At 64.7% G+C, this 19,043-nt stretch carries 19 protein-coding genes; 6 read left to right on the forward strand and 13 right to left on the reverse strand.

Annotation, left to right across the window (positions count from 1 at the left end):
* Window positions 1-23: 23 nt before the first annotated feature.
* Window positions 24-851 carry an aldo/keto reductase gene (locus ABIE20_RS24300; RefSeq protein ID WP_429507882.1) on the reverse strand — a complete coding sequence of 276 codons (828 nt, stop codon included), beginning with the start codon at window positions 849-851 and terminating at the stop codon, window positions 24-26.
* Window positions 839-1,744: a LysR family transcriptional regulator gene (locus ABIE20_RS24305; RefSeq protein WP_429507884.1), complete on the reverse strand. Its 906-nt coding sequence runs from the start codon at window positions 1,742-1,744 to the stop codon at window positions 839-841. Before ABIE20_RS24305 ends, ABIE20_RS24300 begins: the two co-directional genes overlap by 13 nt.
* Window positions 1,745-1,881: 137 nt before the next feature.
* On the opposite strand from ABIE20_RS24305, the gene ABIE20_RS24310 reads away from it, so the two are divergent.
* The 3 genes from ABIE20_RS24310 (at window position 1,882) to ABIE20_RS24320 (ending at window position 4,820) form a co-directional block, all read left to right on the forward strand.
* Window positions 1,882-2,580 carry a CoA transferase subunit A gene (locus tag ABIE20_RS24310; RefSeq protein ID WP_429507885.1) on the forward strand — a complete coding sequence of 233 codons (699 nt, stop codon included), beginning with the start codon at window positions 1,882-1,884 and terminating at the stop codon, window positions 2,578-2,580.
* Between the two features lie 32 nt (window positions 2,581-2,612).
* On the forward strand, window positions 2,613-3,269 hold the full coding sequence (locus ABIE20_RS24315; protein ID WP_429507886.1) for a CoA transferase subunit B: 657 nt from the start codon (window positions 2,613-2,615) through the stop codon (window positions 3,267-3,269).
* A gap of 120 nt (window positions 3,270-3,389) precedes the next feature.
* On the forward strand, window positions 3,390-4,820 hold the full coding sequence (locus tag ABIE20_RS24320; RefSeq protein WP_195884437.1) for a short-chain fatty acid transporter: 1,431 nt from the start codon (window positions 3,390-3,392) through the stop codon (window positions 4,818-4,820).
* Window positions 4,821-4,950: 130 nt separating this feature from the next.
* Here the strand turns inward: ABIE20_RS24320 and ABIE20_RS24325 are convergent, their stop codons facing one another.
* Both ABIE20_RS24325 and ABIE20_RS24330 read right to left on the reverse strand, forming a co-directional pair.
* Entirely contained in the window at window positions 4,951-5,388 is a 438-nt protein-coding gene (locus tag ABIE20_RS24325) for a carboxymuconolactone decarboxylase family protein (RefSeq protein WP_429507888.1), read from the reverse strand.
* A 102-nt stretch (window positions 5,389-5,490) separates the two neighbouring features.
* On the reverse strand, window positions 5,491-6,921 hold the full coding sequence (locus ABIE20_RS24330; RefSeq protein ID WP_429507889.1) for a PLP-dependent aminotransferase family protein: 1,431 nt from the start codon (window positions 6,919-6,921) through the stop codon (window positions 5,491-5,493).
* Window positions 6,922-7,081: 160 nt separating this feature from the next.
* On the opposite strand from ABIE20_RS24330, the gene ABIE20_RS24335 reads away from it, so the two are divergent.
* Window positions 7,082-7,324: a DUF2790 domain-containing protein gene (locus ABIE20_RS24335; protein ID WP_429507891.1), complete on the forward strand. Its 243-nt coding sequence runs from the start codon at window positions 7,082-7,084 to the stop codon at window positions 7,322-7,324.
* Here ABIE20_RS24335 and dkgB read toward each other — a convergent pair.
* A complete protein-coding gene (gene dkgB, locus ABIE20_RS24340; protein WP_123566328.1) occupies window positions 7,321-8,124 on the reverse strand; it encodes a 2,5-didehydrogluconate reductase DkgB in 804 nt (267 codons plus the stop codon). The genes ABIE20_RS24335 and dkgB overlap by 4 nt on opposite strands.
* A 159-nt stretch (window positions 8,125-8,283) precedes the next feature.
* Here dkgB and ABIE20_RS24345 point away from each other — a divergent pair, with 159 nt between their 5' ends.
* Window positions 8,284-8,904: a TetR/AcrR family transcriptional regulator gene (locus ABIE20_RS24345; RefSeq protein WP_045194080.1), complete on the forward strand. Its 621-nt coding sequence runs from the start codon at window positions 8,284-8,286 to the stop codon at window positions 8,902-8,904.
* A gap of 41 nt (window positions 8,905-8,945) precedes the next feature.
* Here the strand turns inward: ABIE20_RS24345 and ABIE20_RS24350 are convergent, their stop codons facing one another.
* The 4 genes from ABIE20_RS24350 to ABIE20_RS24365 all read right to left on the reverse strand — a co-directional run bounded on the left by ABIE20_RS24350 (window position 8,946) and on the right by ABIE20_RS24365 (window position 13,385).
* Window positions 8,946-10,232 carry an MBL fold metallo-hydrolase gene (locus ABIE20_RS24350; protein ID WP_429507893.1) on the reverse strand — a complete coding sequence of 429 codons (1,287 nt, stop codon included), beginning with the start codon at window positions 10,230-10,232 and terminating at the stop codon, window positions 8,946-8,948.
* Window positions 10,229-11,962, reverse strand: coding sequence for a hypothetical protein (locus ABIE20_RS24355; RefSeq protein WP_429507894.1), 1,734 nt, complete (start codon window positions 11,960-11,962; stop codon window positions 10,229-10,231). The genes ABIE20_RS24350 and ABIE20_RS24355 overlap by 4 nt, the downstream gene beginning before the upstream one ends.
* A gap of 44 nt (window positions 11,963-12,006) precedes the next feature.
* Entirely contained in the window at window positions 12,007-12,828 is an 822-nt protein-coding gene (locus ABIE20_RS24360) for a WG repeat-containing protein (protein WP_429507896.1), read from the reverse strand.
* Between the two features lie 77 nt (window positions 12,829-12,905).
* The gene (locus ABIE20_RS24365) at window positions 12,906-13,385 is read right to left on the reverse strand and encodes an N-acetyltransferase family protein (RefSeq protein WP_429507898.1); all 480 of its coding nucleotides are present in this window, start codon (window positions 13,383-13,385) and stop codon (window positions 12,906-12,908) included.
* Between the two features lie 187 nt (window positions 13,386-13,572).
* Between ABIE20_RS24365 and tam the strand changes: the two genes are divergently transcribed.
* Window positions 13,573-14,337, forward strand: coding sequence for a trans-aconitate 2-methyltransferase (tam, locus tag ABIE20_RS24370; protein WP_429507899.1), 765 nt, complete (start codon window positions 13,573-13,575; stop codon window positions 14,335-14,337).
* On the opposite strand, the gene ABIE20_RS24375 is transcribed toward tam, so the two are convergent.
* From ABIE20_RS24375 to hydA, 4 genes are all read right to left on the reverse strand, one after another.
* Window positions 14,334-14,717 (reverse strand): DUF2784 domain-containing protein, encoded by a 384-nt coding sequence (locus tag ABIE20_RS24375; RefSeq protein ID WP_429507900.1) that lies wholly within the window; start codon window positions 14,715-14,717, stop codon window positions 14,334-14,336. The genes tam and ABIE20_RS24375 overlap by 4 nt on opposite strands.
* 122 nt (window positions 14,718-14,839) lie before the next feature.
* Complete coding sequence (preA, locus tag ABIE20_RS24380; RefSeq protein ID WP_429507936.1) at window positions 14,840-16,117, reverse strand: NAD-dependent dihydropyrimidine dehydrogenase subunit PreA; 1,278 nt, start codon at window positions 16,115-16,117, stop codon at window positions 14,840-14,842.
* Complete coding sequence (locus ABIE20_RS24385; RefSeq protein ID WP_429507901.1) at window positions 16,114-17,481, reverse strand: NAD(P)-dependent oxidoreductase; 1,368 nt, start codon at window positions 17,479-17,481, stop codon at window positions 16,114-16,116. The genes preA and ABIE20_RS24385 overlap by 4 nt, the downstream gene beginning before the upstream one ends.
* Before the next feature lie 91 nt (window positions 17,482-17,572).
* Window positions 17,573-19,018 carry a dihydropyrimidinase gene (gene hydA, locus ABIE20_RS24390; protein ID WP_429507903.1) on the reverse strand — a complete coding sequence of 482 codons (1,446 nt, stop codon included), beginning with the start codon at window positions 19,016-19,018 and terminating at the stop codon, window positions 17,573-17,575.
* Window positions 19,019-19,043 lie beyond the last annotated feature (25 nt).

Here is a 19,043-nt window from a genome sequence, read left to right on the forward strand (position 1 = left end):
GCGATGAGGCCCTCAGAAACGCCTCACACCATCGACAGATGCTGCTTGCGTGTCGGCGGCGCAAAGGCCCGGTCGATCGCGCGCAAGTCTTCACTGCTGAGCATCAGGTTGGCCGCCGCGGCATTCAGGCGCACATGCTCAAGGTCCACCGCCTTGGGAATGGCGATCACCCCGTCCTGGCGAATCACCCAGGCCAGGCTCACCTGCGCCGGCGTCGCGCCATGGCGCTCGGCAATCTCAGCCAGGGTCGGGTGCTTGAGCAAGCGCCCGGCCTGGGCCAGCGGGCAGTAGGCCATGGTCGGCAACTGGCGCTTGTGGCTCCAGGGCAGCAGGTCGTATTCAATGCCGCGCTGGGAGGGGTTGTAGAGCACCTGGTTGACCGCGCAATTGCGGCTCACCTGATACAGCTCGCGCAAGTCGTCGACATCGAAGTTGGACACGCCCCAACGGCCGATCTTGCCCTCGGCGCGCAAACGCTCGAAGGCTTCGACGGTTTCCGCCAGCGGGTACTGGCCGCGCCAGTGCAGCAGGTACAGGTCGATGTGCTCGGTGCCCAGGCGCTTGAGGCTGCGTTCGCAGGCCGCAGGAATGCCCTTGAGGCTGGCGTTGTGCGGGTACACCTTGCTGACCAGGAACACCTGCTCGCGCCGCCCGGCAATGGCTTTGCCGACGATCTTTTCCGCACCGCCTTCAGCGTACATTTCGGCACTATCGATCAGGTTCAGGCCCAGCTCGATACCGTGCTGCAAGGCGCCAACCTCGGCGTGCTGGCGGCCTGGGTCTTCGCCCATGTACCAGGTGCCCTGGCCAATGGCCGGAATGTTGTGTTCGGCAAGTTTCACGGTACGCATGTCACCTCCTGTGGGCGGATATGTTCAAGCAATACATCGAGCAGCGCCTGGGCGGCTGCCGAGAGTTTATGGTCGGCCAGCAGGGTCACGCCAATACGTCGTTCTATACTCGGCTCTACCAGCGGCACGCAACGCGCGCCCAGCTCCTGCATCTGGCCGATGCACAGGGCTGGCACGGCACTGACGCCCAGGCCATTGGCAACCATGCGGCCGATGGTCGACAGCTGATGGCTTTCAAAGGCTACCGCCAGCTTGCCGTGTTCGGCGGCCAGGTGCTGCTCCAGCAGCAGGCGCACCGCCGAAGGGCGTTGCAGGGCAATGAAGTCTTCGCCCAGCAGTTCACGCCAGCTCACCTGCGGCTGTTGCGCCAGCGGCGAGTCGGCTGGCACCACGGCGACGAAGCGGTCCAGGTACAGCGGCTTGAAGCGCAGGGGCTCGCTGGCTTCGGGTTCGAAGCCGATGCCCAGTTCGACGCGCCGGTGGCGCACCAGTTCCAGCACCTGTTCGTTGATGACGTCGTGCACCGTGACGTTGACCCGCGGGTAGCGCTGGCGAAACACCTTCAGCGCCGCCGGCAGCAGGTTGCCGGCAAAGGCCGGCATGGCGGCGATCGACACCCGCCCAAGCTGCAGGGTAAAGCGCTGGCGCAGTAGCTCTTCGGTGTTGTCCCAGTCGGCCAGCAGTTGCCGGGCCAAGGGCAGCAATACCTCGCCCTCAGGCGTCAGGCTGACGCTGCGGGTGGTGCGGCTGAGCAGGGCGCCGCCGAGGTTGTCTTCCAGGGCCTTGATGGTCAGGCTCAGGGCCGGCTGCGACAGGTGCAAGTGTTCGCCCGCCTGGGCAAAACTCTGGTATTTGGCGACGGTGACGAAGGCGCGCAACTGTTTGACGTTCATCGGATTAGGCTATTCTTTTGAAAAGTTAATCAATCGATCATAAAAACAAAATTAACAAATAAGTGCTCAGGGGTGAAGATGCTTGAAACGCTCGCCGACACCCCTGTCGGATCAACAACTACAAAAGGCGGATCAGCATGGCCGGACTGGACAAGCGCGTAGCAACCTATGAACAGGCCCTTGAAGGCCTGACCGACAACATGACGGTACTGGCCGGTGGTTTCGGCCTGTGCGGCATCCCGGAAAACCTCATCGCCGAAATCAAGCGCCGTGGCGTCAAGGGCCTGACCGTGGTCTCCAACAACTGCGGCGTCGACGGCTTTGGCCTGGGCGTGCTGCTCGAAGACCACCAGATCCGCAAGATGGTCGCCTCCTACGTGGGCGAAAACGCCGAGTTCGAGCGCCAGTTGCTCAGCGGCGAGCTGGAAGTGGAACTCACCCCGCAAGGCACCCTGGCCGAGAAAATGCGCGCAGGCGGCGCCGGTATCCCGGCTTTCTTCACCGCCACCGGCTATGGCACCCCGGTCGCCGAAGGCAAAGAGGTGCGCGAATTCAACGGCCGCAAGTACATCCTTGAAGAGTCCATCACCGGCGACTTCGCCATCGTCAAGGGCTGGAAGGCCGACCACTACGGCAACGTGGTGTACCGCAACACCGCGCAGAACTTCAACCCGCTGGCCGCCACCGCCGGCAAGATCACCGTGGTCGAGGTCGAAGAGATCGTCGAGCCAGGCGTGCTGCTGCCGACCGAAATCCATACCCCGGGCATCTATGTCGACCGGGTCATCGTCGGCACCTTCGAGAAGCGTATCGAAAAACGCACCGTCAAAGCCTGACCCGACCCCAGAACAATAAAGAGATCCTGACCATGGCACTTACCCGCGAACAAATGGCCCAACGTGTAGCCCGTGAACTCAAGGACGGCTACTACGTCAACCTCGGCATCGGCATCCCGACCCTGGTGGCCAACTACGTCCCGGCCGATATGGACGTAATGCTGCAATCGGAAAACGGCCTGCTGGGCATGGGTGAATTCCCCACCGAAGCGCAGCTGGACGCCGACATGATCAACGCCGGCAAACAGACCGTCACCGCCCGCACCGGCGCCTCGATTTTCAACTCGGCCGAATCCTTCGCCATGATCCGCGGCGGTCACGTCGACCTCACCGTGCTCGGCGCTTTTGAAGTGGACGTGGAAGGCAACATCGCCTCGTGGATGATCCCCGGCAAGCTGGTCAAGGGCATGGGCGGGGCGATGGACCTGGTAGCCGGTGCCGAGAACATCATCGTCACCATGACCCACGCGTCGAAGGACGGCGAGTCCAAACTGCTGCCGCGTTGCAGCCTGCCGCTGACCGGCGCCGGCTGCATCCGCAAGGTGCTCACCGACCTGGCTTACCTTGAGATCGAGAACGGCGCTTTCATCCTGCGCGAGACTGCGCCGGGTGTAACGGTTGAAGAGATCATCGAGAAGACCGCGGGCAAGTTGATTGTGGCGGATGATGTTAAAGAAATGACGTTTTAAATCGTCCTTTCGGGCCCCATTGCGGGGCAAGCCCGCTCCTACAGGTATTTGTGGGAGCGGGCTTGCCCCGCGATGGGGCTTTTGGCTGTTCCAGAAAAATAACGATAAAAGGAAAATCCCGTGGCCGCTGATATCCAAGACAGCCGCTCCGCCCGTTTTGCCCTGCGTTGCTCGAACTGGGCCGAACGCTGGTTCCCCGATTCCTGGGTGTTCGCCGCCCTGGCCGTGGTGCTGGTGTCGGTCGCTGCCCTCGCCATGGGTGGCAAGCCCACCGATACCGCCAAGGCCTTCGGTGACGGCTTCTGGAGCCTGATCCCGTTCACCATGCAGATGGCTTTCGTGGTCATCGGCGGTTACGTGGTAGCCAGCTCGCCACCGGCGGTCAAGTTGATCGACCGCCTGGCGCGCCTCCCCAACAACGGTCGTTCGGCGGTGTGCTGGGTGGCGTTGATCTCGATGGTCGCCTCGTTGCTCAACTGGGGCCTGTCGCTGGTGTTCGGCGGTTTGCTGGTACGTGCCCTGGCCCGGCGCACCGACCTTAAAATGGACTACCGCGCCGCCGGTGCCGCCGCCTACCTGGGCCTGGGTGCGGTGTGGGCCCTGGGCCTGTCGTCTTCGGCTGCGCAACTGCAGGCCAACCCGGCCAGCCTGCCGCCGTCGATCCTGGCGATCACCGGGGTGATCCCGTTCACCGAGACCATCTTCCTCTGGCAGTCGGGGGTAATGCTCGCCGCGCTGGTGGTGGTTTCGCTGGTCGTGGCCTACGCCACCGCGCCGGGCCCCAACAGCGCCCGCAGCGCCGAAGCCTGCGGCGTCGACCCAAGCTTCTCGGCACCGCCAACGCCCCAGCGCACGCGCCCGGGCGAGTGGCTGGAATACAGCCCGATCCTGATCCTGCTGTTGGTGGCCCTGGCTGCGGGCTGGCTGTACAACGAGTTTTCGACCAAACCTGCGATCACCGCGATTTCCGGGCTCAACACCTACAACCTGCTGTTCATCATGGCCGGCGCCTTGCTGCACTGGCGCCCGCGCAGCTTCCTCGATGCCGTGGCCCGTGCGGTGCCGACCACCACCGGGGTGCTGATCCAGTTCCCGCTGTACGGCTCGATCGCGGCGATTCTCACCCAGGTCCAGGGCGCCGATGCGCAGAGCCTGGCGCACCACATCTCGACCTTCTTCGTGCAGATCGCCACCCACGACACCTACGCCTTGTTGATGGGCGTGTACTCGGCGGTGCTGGGCTTCTTCATTCCTTCGGGCGGCGGCAAGTGGATCATTGAAGCGCCGTACGTGATGCTGGTGGCCAACGACCTGCAGTACCACCTGGGCTGGGCGGTGCAGATCTACAACGCCGCCGAGGCGCTGCCGAACCTGATCAACCCGTTCTACATGCTGCCGCTGCTGGGCGTGCTGGGCCTCAAGGCGCGCGACCTGATCGGCTTCTCGTTCGTGCAGTTGCTGGTGCACGTGCCGCTGGTGCTGTTCCTGCTGTGGATCCTCGGCACCACCTTGCAGTACACGCCGCCGGTGATGCCAACCCCCGCGGGTTAATGAACACTGCACATCCCGTGGGAGCCGGCTTTGCCGGCGATCGACCGCGAAGCGGTCGCGATCCAGCCAGCACCTGATGTGCTGGCTGGCCTGGCCTCATCGCCGGCAACGCCGGCTCCCACAGTACCGATCAGCCAGGAATCATCGCAAAGCCGACGCCGAAGCGGTTCCAGGCGTTGATGGTGGCGATGGCCAGGGTCAGGTTGACCACTTCGGCTTCGCTGAAGTGTTCGAGCAGCGCGCGGTACTGGTGCTCCGGGGCGCGCTGGTCGGGCAGGCGGGTCAGGCTTTCGACCCAGGCCAGCGCCGATCGCTCGCGCGGGCTGAAGAATTCGGTTTCGTCCCACACGCTCAGGGTCTGCAGGCGTGCTTCGCTTTCGCCGCTTTTGCGCGCATCGTTGGCGTGCAGGTTGACGCAGTAGGCGCAGCCATTAATTTGCGAAGCACGCAGGCGCACCAGCTCCAGCAGCGAATTCTCAAGCCCCGATTTACCCAGGGCCATTTCCAGGCCGACCATGGCTTTGTAGGCTTCAGGCGAGTGTTTGGCCCATTCGATACGATTGCTCATTGCTGCTCTCCGATAAGGTCCGCCACAGGCGGCGATGGCGCTACCTTACCGTCAGGTCCGGCGTGCTCGAATAGCCAATTTTGCCCTTTGTCAGGAGGCCAATCAGTCAAGGGCCTGGAGCACGTCGCGCAGGCGGTCCAGGGCCGGGTCGATGTCCAGCCGTTCGATGGCGCCAAAGCCCAGCAGCAGGCCCTGGCGCACCGGTACGCGGGCATGGAAGGGCGCCAGTGAATACAGGCCGACCTCGACCTTGCGCGCCATGCTGATCAAAAACGCCACGTCCAGGTTGCCCCGGGCCAGGGCGCTCAGGTGATAACCGGCAGTGGCCGGCACCACCTCGAACCAGGGCGCAAGATCACCCTGCAGGCGGGCCAGGATGCGTTCGCGGCGCGCGGCATAGACCTCGTGCACGCGGCGAATGTGTTTTTGCAGCGAGCCTTCGCTGATGAACTGCGCCAGGGCCCACTGGTTGAGGGTCGGGGTGTGCCAGTCGGTCAGTTGCTTGGCGATGCAGATCGCCTCGCGCAACGCTTCGGGGACGATGCAGTAGCCCAGGCGCAGCTCCGGCAACAGCGTCTTGGAGAAAGTCCCGACATAGGCCACCAGGCCGTGGCGGTCAAGGCTTTGCAGCGAGTCGGTGGGCCGGCCTTCATAGCGGAACTCGCTGTCGTAGTCGTCCTCGATGATGATCGCGCCCAGCGCTGCGGCGCGTTCGAGCAAAGCCTGGCGGCGTGCCGGGCTCATCGGCATGCCCAGCGGGAACTGGTGCGACGGGGTGACGTAGATCAGTCGCGTACCCTCGGCGATCTGCTCCACGCACATGCCTTCGGTATCCACCGGCACGCATTGCAGTTCGGCGCCCTGGGCCAGGAACAACTGGCGCGCCGGGGTGTAGCCGGGGTCTTCCATGGCCACCTGGCAGCCGGGTTCGACCAGCACCCGGGCGATCAGGTCGAGGGCTTGCTGGGCACCGTTACAAACAAGCACGTCCTGGCTGCTGCAGCGCACGCCGCGGGCGAAGGCGATGTGCCGGGCGATCGCCTCGCGCAGTTCCGGCAGGCCCTGGTGGGCGCTGTAGCGGGCGCTACTGTGGCGGATCTGGCGCAGGGCGTATTGGCTGCAGCGGCGCCAGTCATCGAAGGGGAACTGCACTTTGCTCGAGGCGCCGCCGATAAAGTCGTAGCGCAACATCGGCAGTTTGAGGTCGGCCAGCGGGTTGGCCCGGGCCTGCCATTTGGCCAGGGTGGCGGCGCTGGCCAGGGGGATGCTGGTGCCGGATGAGGCGCTGCGGGTGGCGGCAGGGGTGATGAACGTGCCTTTGCCGACCTGGCCGCTGAGCAGGTTGTCGTAGGTCAGGCGTGAATAGGCTTCGGCCACGGTCTTGCGCGACACCCCCAACTGCTCGGCCAGCAGGCGGCTGGGCGGCAGTTGCGTGCCGGCCGCCAGGCGGCCGCTGTCGATGCCGTCGCGCAGTTGCTGGTAGAGCTGATCGGCCAGGCCCTTGCGGCCCTGCAGGCTGATGTGGAGTTCCATGGTAGGGGGCGTGTCCGCAGGCGTTGATCTGGCGTTCAGGTTACCTGATTCGCTGCCGTTGATCCCCTGGTGCAACGCCCATGCCCGCAGCGCGCCACACTCAACGGGTCGAGGTTCGCCGGCACTGCGGCGAACCGCTTGCGTGCACAGGAGAATCACCATGAGCCTGCGTTATCTGCCGGGTTTGAGCCTGTTGCTGGCGGCGACGGCCGAGGCCGCCACACCGGTGCCGGTCTATCACTATGGCATGCCCGTGGATGTCGCCCGGGTGCTGCAGTTGAGCGAACCGGCCAGCGACACCTGCGAGGTGGTGCTGGCCAGCATGGTCTATGTCGACTCCGCTGGCCGGCAACACAGCCTCCAGTACCTGAAACTGGCCCAGGTCTGCACCGACCGCGGTTAGTCCCAGGCTGGCGCCAGGCTCTCGGGGCTGGTCAGGCGCAGGCCGCTGTCGAGGGCGGCGATCCTGCCCATGTCGTCAGCGCTGAGTTTGAGTTCGCCGGCCTTGAGGTTGCTGGCCAGGTTCTCGCGCCGGGTCGAGGAGGGGATCACCGCATAACCCAGTTGCAGGGCCCAGGCCAGGGTCACCTGCGCCGGGGTGGCGCCGTGCTGCGCGGCGATCTGCTCGATCACCGGGTCGTGCAGGACCTTGCCGTAGCCCAGGGTCATGTACGAGGTCACGGCAATCCCCTGGCTGTGCATGAAGTCCACCAGCGTGCGGTTCTGCAGGTACGGGTGCAGCTCGATCTGGTTGGTGGCAATGGCGTCCTTGCCGACCACCTCGATGGCCTGGCGCAGCAGGTCGATGGTGAAGTTGGACACGCCGATCTGGCGGGTCAGGCCCTGCTTTTGCGCTTCGGCCAGGGCGCCCATGAACTCGCTGACCGGCACAGCGCCCTGGGGTGATGGCCAATGGATCAGGGTCAGGTCGAGGTAGTCGCTGCGCAGCTTGTGCAGGCTGTCCTTGAGGCTGGGGATCAGCTTGTCGGCGGCCAGGTTCTCGGTCCAGATCTTGCTGGTGATGAACAGCTCGCCACGGTCGATGCCGCTGGCGGCCACGGCCTGGCCGACTTCGGCTTCGTTGCCGTAGATCTGCGCGGTGTCGATGGCGCGGTAACCGAGCTCCAGGGCGCTGGCCACCGAATCGATCACTACCTGGTCCTTGAGACGGAAGGTGCCAAGGCCAAGGGCGGGAATAGTCATGAGCGGGTTCCTCCGGTGCGAGCGTTGATAAACAAGACGTGCAGTATTGCGACTGTGCCCGCGCAGAAAAATGCCTGTCGCCGCACAAGCTTTTTGCGTGCAGCGCACGAATGCCCCGGCAGTGGTAGCCTTGCAGGGTCAGTCGCAACGGATTCGGCCATGGCCCAGCACAAGCTCAGCATTCGTCAACGCAACGTTGACAACATCCTTCTGGCGGCAGAAAAGGTCTTTGCCGAAAAAGGCTTCGCCGGCACGGCCATGGCCGACATCGCCGAGGCCGCGCAGCTTCCGCGCAGCAACGTGCACTATTACTTCAGCACCAAGGCCGAGCTGTACCAGGCAGTGCTGTTCGGCCTGCTCGATGTGTGGAAGCAGGATGCCCTGTGTTTTGAACTGTATGACGATCCGCGCATCGTGCTGAGCAGCTACATCCGCGCCAAGATGAACCATTCGCGCACCCGGCCCCATGGCTCCAAGGTCTGGGCCAACGAGATCATCCATGGTGCGCCGAACCTCGGCGCGGCGCTGGACGACCCGCTGTACGACTGGGCGAAGATGAAAGAGGCGAAGATCCGCCAGTGGATCGAAGACGGGCGGATCCTGGCGGTGGAGCCCTCGGGCCTGCTGTACATGATCTGGGCCTCGACCCAGCACTACGCCGACTTCAGCCACCAGGTCGGGCTGCTCAACGATCACCAGCCGCTGTCGGAGCTGCAGTTCGAGCGGGCGGTGCAGACGGTGACCAGTGTGATCCTCAGGGGGATCGGGCTTGAACCCTGATCAAAAGCATCGCTGGCAAGCCAGCGATAGGGCCCTGATCGTCAAAAGCTGAACTCGATCTCCTCGTACAAGCTTCCCGGCTCCAAGCCATCGGTACTGTGCAACTCGCTCTCCTTGCCCAGTGCCTCCAGCAACGGCCGCCTTGGCACTTCGGTGCCGGCCTCGGGGCTGCCGTGCTTGCCGGGCATGGTCGACAGCACGCTGGTCAAGCGCTGCGGCGCACCGGCCTTGCCGCGTTTGTTGAAGCCGCCCCAGAGGCTTTTTGGCGTGGCATTGAGGCTGCCATGGTGGCCGACCTTATACAGGTCGACGTCCGCCAGCAGCGTGCGAATGTCCGGCTGGCTCAGTGCGTAACTCCAGTTTTCGATCTGTGCATCGCCGGGGAACAGCAGCTTCTTGCCCGCCACCTCGAACAGCAGGATCAGGCTGGTGTTGTTCATTTGCTTGTCCAGCGCGGTGACGATCTGCAGCAACTGCTCGCCACGGGCTTCGCGCACCCGCCGGGCGATCCAGCGGGTGCTCATCGGCAGTTTGCTGCCGCGGGTCGCCGGGTAGTCGGCAAAGGGCCCCGGGTCGTCGTCCGGCGCATTGACCTGGGTATCGACCAGTTGCCGGTGCAGGTGCCAGAACTCGGCCGGGTCACGGCTGCGCTGCTTGCGGATCGAGGCGCTCTGCTCGACCGTGGGCGGGCCGAGGACATGGGTACGCACACCGGGCAACAGCTCGGCCAGGGCGTCTTCGCTGCCAAAAAAGGCATAGGCGTTGCGTTTGCCCATGCTCGCCAGGTTGTTCACCGCGCTGGCGTTGGCGATGTTGTCTTCGCCGATAAACTCCAGGCGCCTGGCCAGCTCTGCGGACAACCCATGCTTGCCCCGGTCGAGCAGTTTGACCACGGCGCTGGCCAGGGCATTCATGCTTTTCAGGGTCTGGGCCATGCTGCGCGCGCCGCGCAGGCCGGGTTGCTCGGGGGCGATGGCGTCTTCAGCCAGCTCCAGCTGTTCGGTCCAGGGTTGCAGCACCAGCTCCGGCGCCAGGCTGCGAATCACATCGCCACTGGCGGTGCCGGTGCGGTTGCTGGCAAAGCCGCTGATATGGTCGGCATGCCGGTGGGTGGCGACCACCGCATCGAGCTTGCCCGCACACTTGGCCTTGATGTCTTCGGCGATTGCCAGCAGGCGCTGGCCCTGGGCAACGCCCTTGGGCATGCCCATGGAGCCAAAGTCGATCAGCACATGGCGGCGCCCGTCACCGGGGTAATTGAAGCGCAGCAAAAAGCAGTCGCCAAAACCGACCTGGTAGGCATAGAGGGTCAGGCTGGTCGGGTTCATGCTTGCTCCTCGCGCAATGGGCCCACCTGCCAGGCGCGCTGGCGGTGCAGTTGCGCCAACGGGTTGCGCAGGTCCAGCTCGCTGGTATCGAGGCCTGCCAGGTAGCTCAAGCGCCGCAATTGCCACTGGCCGTCATTGAGCGGGCGCTGAACGTGATACTTGATGCGCCCGTACTGGTCGAAAATCAGCGTGCCGGCGCCGTAGACGGTGAGCGCGTCGGTGGTCTTGATCCAGGCCGGGCGCGGGCTGATGTTGCACACGCTCTTGAGCTCGGCGCCGAAGATGTTGGCCTTCATGATGTATTCGCACACGCTCTCGCGCAGCAGCAGGCCGTCGGTGCCCAGGCGGATGCTTGGGCGCACCGATACCACCTCGGTGTAGGCGCGCTCGTCGATGCCCAGCACCGCACGGTTCTCCCAGAGAAAACGGAACACCTCTTCGTCGTCGCGCAGCATCGAGTCGAAATGGCTGTTGCGGTACTGCACCTGGCCGTTGTCGGCAAAACCGTGCCAGCAGCCGTCGCTGTCGGTGCGCGCCGGCGGTGGATTGATGCCGAAGGCTTCGAAGGTGGTGCGGATGATCAACCGGTAGTCGTAGCGCGAATCGTCCGGGGCCACCTGGGCATCGACGGTGAGCAGGGCGGCCAGGTAGTCGCCGAACTCCAGGTCCAGCGGCGGGCAGTAGTCCAGGGCGCGGATGGCGATGGTCAGCAACTGGTCGGCGGCCTTGGCGCCTTCTTCAACCACTTCGCGCAGGTTGTACAGGTTGTCGCCAAAATTGCCCAGCTCGCCCAGGCGCGCCACCCACAGCGCGAGCATGCTCCGAAGCATGGCGGCGGCGAAGATTTCGCCGCGGTTGTGGGCTTCGGCGAACTGCTCGTCGCTCAGGTAATCCGCCGACGGCGGCAGCATCACCGAGCGGCGCAGGGCATTGGCGCGCAGGCCTTCGAGTTGCTGGCCGAACTCTTCGCCAATGCCGAACAGCAGCGACTCGGCAAGGTTCTGCGGGCTCAGCTGGTCGCCGTTGAGCAGCCTGCGATCGCCCTGTACGGTGAGCTCGATGCGCTCGCCATTGGTCAGGGCGTACTCGATGATTTCGCGCAGGGAAAACACCGACAGCAGCGCCACCACGTCGGCAAAGCCTTCGTGGAAGGCTGCCTGATCCGGCCCCGAGGCATTCATGAAACCGCCGCGCAGGCCGTCGAGAATCGCGTGGGTGGCCTCGTGGGCGACGATGTCGTGGGACAGGCAGGTGAACACGTGCTGGCCGTCCAGGCCTTTGAAATAGCCGAACATCAAGGCGCGGTCGGCCCGCGAGTAAAAGGCGTTGGCTTCGACGAAGGCATGCGGCACCACGTGCAGTTGATGCCCCTCGAAACCCCAGCCGACCCGGCGCCCCAGGGCCATCTCGAAGCGCGCCAGGGTGCGCATGACCACCGCGTAGACGTGCTGGCAATGAAACGCCGGGTTACCCAGCAGCGCCTCGCCGGGCGGGTCGAAGGGGTCGATCATCGCGCCGCTGGCGGCGTCCTGCTGGTAAGGGTGGGCGTGGTACAGCTGGTTGCGCGAGGCGTCGAAGTCGACCACCTTCAGGCGGTAGCCGGTAGGGCCCGGGCCGAGGGTTTCCAGCGGCACGCTGACCCGGGCGAACAGCAGTTCGCCGCGGGCATTACGCACCGCCGGGTCCTGGGCGAGGATGGTGAAGGTCTGGCTATTGGCTTTGACGACCATGGGCAGCACTCCTGTGCACCAGGCTTACATCATTGGAAATACTCTCAGGGTAGCTTCAATGGCTCGTATTCCAAGGGCGTTTCGTTGCCCTTGCGGTCGATCCGGTAGTGCTTGCCGTCGCGCTCTACAATGGCCTGGCCGTCCCGGAAGAAGCCCCGGTTGTCGTAGATGTACGGCAGCACCAGCTTGCCGGAAAGATCGACGAAGCCCCATTTACCTTCCTTGGCCACAGTCAGCAGACCGTCGTTGACCAGCCGCCCGCCCCAGACATTGTAGGCGATGGCGTCGTACTCGAAGGGCAGCACAACTTTGCCGGCTGTGTTCATCAGGCCGCTTTTGTCGCTGTCACCGTCGTTCAGCAACACCAGGCCCTTATCGATAAGGGGCCGGGAGTTGAAACGCAGGGGGATGATCTGCTCGCCCTTGCGGTTGATCATGCCGTACCGGTTGTTCTTGGCGACCACCGCCAAGCCGTCCTGGTCGTCACTGAAACTCTCAACCCAGTCATAGTCGAACGGCACCACGGTGCGGCCCCGGGTGTCGATGTAGCCACACTCGGAATACGTCAGGCAGACGCCTGCCAGGCCATCGCTGAACGGCCCGGGGCGCTTGTAGAGGGTCGGGATGACCAGTTGCCCCTTGCGGTCCATATAGCCCCATTTGTTGTTGATGCGAACGGCTGCCATGCCTTCGTGGTAGGTCGGTTGCAGTTCGATAGAGGGGGGCACGATGACCTTGCCGCTGGCATCCTTAATGCCATACAGGCCATTTTCCTTGAAACTCACCGGGTCGGCGGGGGTGGCGCTGCAGGCCGCCAGGGCAGCGCCCAGGCACAGTAACGGGAGGGAGCGAAAGAGAGCCTTCAATTGAGTGCATTCCTTGGCAAGGCGAGAGTGGGGCAAGGCGCGCACCTTAGCCGATCGCGCCGCACTTGCCCAGCCATTCAACCGCGGGCGAAAGCCTCAAGGCCGGCGCCTTCGAGGCGGTAGCGCACCCATTCATCCTGGGGCAGGGCGCCCAGGGATTTATAGAACTGGATGGCCGGTTCGTTCCAGTCGAGCACGCTCCACTCCAGGCGCCCGCAGCCGTTCTCGCAGGCTTCGATGGCGATATGGCGCAGCAACTGCTTACCGGCGCCGCCGCCGCGTTGCTCAGGGGTGATGTACAGGTCTTCAAGGTAAATGCCGTTGCGTCCCAGCCAGGTTGAATAGCTGTAGAAGTACACCGCATAGCCGATGGCCTGGCCGTCGCGCTCGCAGATCAGGCTCAGGGCCTTGGCGCCGTCGTCGAACAGGGTGCGTTCGATATCGGCCTGGGAGGCGATCACTTCGTGGACGGCGCGTTCGTAGTCGGCAAGCTCGGTGATGAAGGCGAGGATCTGGGCGGCGTCTTCGCGCCGCGCGGGGCGGATGGTCAGGCTCATGGCAGGCTTCCGGCAAGTGAAGTAATCGCCCATGTTAGCCGGAACCGGCCTTGAGGGTAATCGCTTCGCTGCGCAGCAGCGTTTTGCCGGGCGCAAGCTGGCGGCATTGCTGCGCGAGGTTTCCTAATCGGCGGGTAACCGGCATGCTAGGGGCACGCTATTCCCAAGGCCACTAAAGGAACCTGCGATGACCTGGTCAGCTGCGCAATACAGCACCTTCGAGAACGAACGCACGCGCCCGGTGCGCGACCTGGTGGCGGCGCTGCCCAACCACACAGTCGCCAGCGCCGTGGACCTGGGCTGCGGCCCGGGCAACTCCACGCAAGTGCTCGCCAGCCGCTACCCTGAGGCGCAGGTCACCGGCCTGGACAGCTGCGAAGACATGATCGCCGCCGCCCGCCAGCGCTTGCCGCAGCTGGCGTTCGAGGTGGGTGACATCGGTAGCTGGAGCGCTGCACAGGGCGTCAATGTGATCCTCGCCAACGCCTCGCTGCAGTGGCTACCCGACCACGCGCTGCTGTACCCGCACCTGGTGCGCCAACTGACGGCCGGTGGCAGCCTGGCGATCCAGACCCCCGACAACCTCGACGAGCCGGCCCACCGGCAGATTCGCGAGATCGCCAAACTGGGCAGATGGGCCGGCAAGGTCGGTGATCTGCAGTTGCCGCCACGGCACACCGCTGCCTATTACTACGATGTGCTCAGCCCCCATTGCCGGCGCGTGGACGTGTGGCGCACTACCTATTACCACCCGCTGGCAGGTGGTGCACCAGCGGTAGTGGAGTGGTTCAAGGGTTCGGCGCTGCGGCCGTATCTGGCGGTGCTGGATGCGCAGGAGCAGGCAGACTTTTTACAGTACTACCTGCAGGCCATGGAGCAGGCGTATCCGCCTGCCGCGGATGGCACGGTGCTGTTGCCGTTTCCGCGCTTGTTCATCGTTGCAACCCGCTAGGCAATGCGCTGCTGACGCCGCGCCTGCCACTGGCGCAAAACGCGAAGGTAAACCAGGCCGTTGACCAGCACCACCACCGAACCGAGCACCAGCTGGATGCCTGGCGTCAGCCCCGCCGGGTAGATGATCGGCCAGATGTAGTGCTCGATGAAACCGCCTTCGTACCCGGCCAGGCCCGAGGCCTGGCGCAGGCGGTTTTCCCACTCGGTGAGCGGGCAGGTGAGGTGCAAGAACTCCACGGCCATGCCCCAGCACATCGCCGGTAGATGCCACCACATCGCGCCGCGCCATTTGAGCACCAGCAAACCGCCAAACAGCACGAACACAATGAACAACAAATGAAACAGCACCAGACCATCGGCGCCCAGGCGGTAAAGCATGACGATTCCTTCCTCGGGGGGATTTTCCTGTAACCGTCATGATATAGGCATTCGTGCAGCGCTACGATTGCCTTCAGCGAGGGAGATCCGCCAGGCCTCCCTCGCTGTTTTTACTGCCTGCCTCAGGACGCTTCGCAATAGGGGTTGCGCGGGTCATGCAGCCAGTCAAGAAACGGCTTGCCGGTGTCCTGCGGGACCATCTCGATGCAGTCCTGTACCGGGCAGGTGATCTGGCACAGGTTGCAGCCCACGCATTCGGCGTCGATCACTTCGTAACGGTGGCTGCCGTCGGCTTGTTTGAGGTTGGCGATGGCCTGGTGCGAGGTGTCTTCGCAGGCGATGTGGCAGCGGCCGCAACCGATGCACGCGGCCTGGTCGATCCTGGCCACCACCTGGTAATTGATATCCAGGTACTTCCAGTCGGTGGTGTGGCCCACCGCGCGGCCCTGGAATTCCTTGAGGCTACGGTAGCCCTGGCTGTCCATCCAGCGCGAGAGGCCGTCCTTCATCTCGTCGACGATGCGAAAACCATGCAGCATCGCCGCCGTGCACACCTGCACCGCGCCGCAGCCGAGGGCGACGAACTCGGCGGCGTCACGCCAGCTGCCGATGCCGCCGATGCCGCAGATCGGCAGGCCGTGGGTGGCCGGGTCGCGGGCGATTTCGGCGACCATGTTCAAGGCGATCGGCTTGACCGCCGAGCCGCAATAACCGCCATGGGTGCTCATGTCGCCGACGATGGGGTGGGCGACCATGCGTTCGAGGTCGACGCTGGTGATCGAGTTGATGGTGTTGATCAGCGACACCGCGTCGGCGCCACCACGGTGTGCGGCGCGGGCCGATTGGCGAATGTCGGTGATGTTCGGCGTCAGCTTGACGATCACCGGCAGCGAGCAGTGGGTCTTGCACCAGCGGGTAACCTGCTCGACGTACTCCGGCACCTGGCCGACCGCCGCGCCCATACCGCGTTCGGGCATACCGTGGGGGCAGCCAAAATTGAGCTCGATACCGTCGGCGCCAGTGGCTTCGACCAGCGGCAAAATGGCTTTCCAGGATTCTTCGACGCACGGCACCATCAGCGAGACGATCAGCGCGCGGTCGGGCCAGTCCTTTTTCACCTGGGTGATTTCGCGCAGGTTGATTTCCAGCGAGCGGTCGGTGATCAGCTCGATGTTGTTGATGCCCATGACCTCGCGGTTGGCCCCGTAGTGCGCCGAGTAGCGCGACGAGACGTTGACCGCGGCGGGGTCTTCGCCCAGGGTCTTCCAGACCACGCCACCCCAGCCGGCCTGGTAGGCGCGGACCACGTTGTAGGCCTTGTCGGTGGGCGGTGCGGAGGCCAGCCAGAACGGGTTGGGCGCCTTGATGCCAGCGAATTCGATCGACAGGTCAGCCATTATGCAGCCTCCACATTGAGCATCAGGTGCGCATGCATGGCCTCGGCGGCCAGCTTGCCGTGCTGCACGGCCTGGACGGTAAGGTCCTGGCCGAGCTGGGTGCAGTCGCCGCCGGCATAGACGCCGGGCAGGCTGGTGCGCAGCTGCTCGTCGACGCGGATGCGCTCGCCCTCGCGGGCCAGCTGCTGGCCGCTACTGTCGCTCAAGGCGCTGGCATCGAAGGCCTGGCCGATGGCTTTGAAGATCGCGTCGGCGGCCAGTTCGAAGGTCTCGCCGGTTGGCTGCAGGCGGCCATCGCTTAACTGCGTGCGGGCAAAGCGCATGCCGCGCACCCGGCCCTGATCGTCGAGCAGCACTTGCTCTGGCTGGGCCCAGGTCAGCAGGCGTACCTGGTTGTCCTTGGCGATGTGTTGCTCGTGCGCGGTGGCGCCCATGTCCTCGACGCCACGGCGGTACACCAGGTTGACGTCGCGGGCACCGAGGCGGGCCATTTGCACGGCCATGTCGATGGCGGTATTGCCGGCGCCGAGGACGATGCAACGGTCGGCGACGGGCAGGGTGGTGAGGTCATCGGCCTGGCGCAGTTCGCGGATGAACTCGGTGGCGGCGAGCATGCCCGGCGCCGCCTCGTTGGCCAGGCCCAACTGGCGCACGGCATTCAGGCCCAGGCCGAGGAACACCGCGTCGAACTGCTGTTGCAGCTCGGCCAGGCTGAGGTTGTCGCCCAGCACCTGGCCGTGACGGATTTCGATGCCGCCGATCTGCAGGACAAAATCCACCTCACGCTGGGCGAAATCGTCGACCAGCTTGTACTTGGCGATCCCGTATTCATTCAGGCCGCCGGCTTTTTCCCGGGCCTCGAAGATCACCACGTCATGGCCGTGCCAGGCCAGGCGGTGGGCGCACGACAGCCCCGCCGGGCCGGCGCCGACCACGGCGATGCGCTTGCCGGTGCTGGCGGCGCGCTGGAACGGGTGCTGGGCAAACTCGGCATGGTCCACGGCATAGCGCTGCAACAGGCCGATCAGCACCGGCGCGCACTCTTGGTGGTTGTTGCGCACGCAGGCTTGCTGGCAGAGGATCTCGGTGGGGCAGACCCGCGCGCAACTGCCGCCGAGGATGTTGGCCGAGAGAATTTTCTGCGCCGCGCCCTGGACGTTCTCCTGGTGGATGTTGCGGATAAACGAAGGGATGTCGATCTCGCTGGGGCAGGCGTTGACGCACGGGGCATCAAAACAGTACAGGCAACGTGAGGCTTCCAGCGCGGCCTGGCGGGCGGTCAGCGGTGGCGCCAAATCGCTGAAGTGCTCGGCGAGGGTGGCGTTGTTCTCGGACGGTCGGGGGAGGTGGTTGAGGGAATCGATCACGGTGGGTTCCTCATTTTTTTTATTTTTTGGGGAAGGTTTTGCCCACAGGTTCGGCGGTGTCTGTGGGAGCGGGCTTGACCCGCGATGCTCTTCAGCGCTTAACCGCGACCGGCCGCGAATGCTCGGCCCGCTTGCTGAGCAGGTCGAACACCGCCGGGTACGCCGGCCGTTCGATGTAGCGCCCGGCGCCGCGCTCGGCGCGCAGGTCGCCGTTGGCCCAGACCAGCTTGCCCTGGCTGAGGGTGTGGCTGGGGATGCCGCGCACGGTCTTGCCTTCGAAGATGTTGAAGTCCACCTGCTGGTGGTGCGTGGCCGCCGAGATGGTCCGCGTACCTTGCGGGTCCCAGAGCACCAGGTCGGCATCGGCGCCGACGCGCAGGGCGCCCTTGCGCGGGAACAGGTTGAAGATCTTCGCGGTGTTGGTTGAGGTCAGGGCGACAAAGTCCTGCATCGACAACTTGCCGCTGTTGACCCCTTCATCCCACAGCACCGCCATGCGGTCCTCGATGCCGGCGGTGCCATTGGGGATGCGGCTGAAGTCGTGGCGCCCGACGGCTTTCTGTTCGGCGCAAAAGCAGCAGTGGTCGGTGGCCGTGGTGTGCAGGTTGCCCGATTGCAGGCCGTGCCACAGCGCCTCCTGGTGGCCGTCCTGGCGCGGGCGAAACGGCGGGCTCATGACGTAACCGGCGGCGGTTTGCCAGTCGGGGTGGCGGTAGACGCTGTCATCCAGCAGCAGGTGCCCGGCCAGCACTTCGCCGTAGACCTGCAGGCCTTTGTTGCGCGCGTAGGTGATTTCATCCAGGGCTTCGCGGGTCGAAACATGCACCAGGTACAGCGGCGTGCCGAGGGTTTCGGCGATGCGAATGGCGCGGCTGGCGGCTTCGCCTTCGACCTGCGAGGGCCTTGATAGCGGGTGCGCTTCCGGCCCGGTAATGCCCTGGGCCATCAGCTTGCGTTGCAGGTGATAGACCAGTTCGCCGTTCTCGGCATGCACGGTCGGCACCGCGCCGAGCTCCAGGCAGCGCTCGAAGCTGGCGACCAGGGTGTCGTCGGCGGCCATGATCGCGTTCTTGTAGGCCATGAAGTGCTTGAAGCTGTTGACCCCGTGCAGGCGCACCAGCTCGCCCATCTCCTCGCGCACCTGCTCGCTCCACCAGGTCACGGCGACGTGAAAGCCGTAGTCGCTGGCCGACTTCTCGGCCCAGCCGCGCCACTGGTGGAAGGCTTCGAGCAAGGACTGCTGCGGGTTGGGAATCACGAAGTCGATGATCGAGGTGGTGCCGCCGGCCAGGCCCGCGGCGGTGCCGCTGTAGAAGTCCTCGCTGGCCACGGTGCCCATGAAGGGCAGTTGCATGTGGGTGTGCGGGTCGATGCCGCCGGGCATCAGGTACTGGCCGCTGCCGTCGAGCACTTCACAACCGGCCGGCACCTCAAGGTCAGGGCCGATGGCCTTGATCACGCCGTCGGCACACAAGACATCGGCGCGGTAGCTTTCTTCATGGGTAATCAGGGTGGCGCCACGAATCATAAGCGTCATCAGATGCTCCTCGCAGGCTTGACCG

The organism is Pseudomonas sp. 2835 (assembly GCF_050435905.1).
GTDB lineage: Bacteria > Pseudomonadota > Gammaproteobacteria > Pseudomonadales > Pseudomonadaceae > Aquipseudomonas.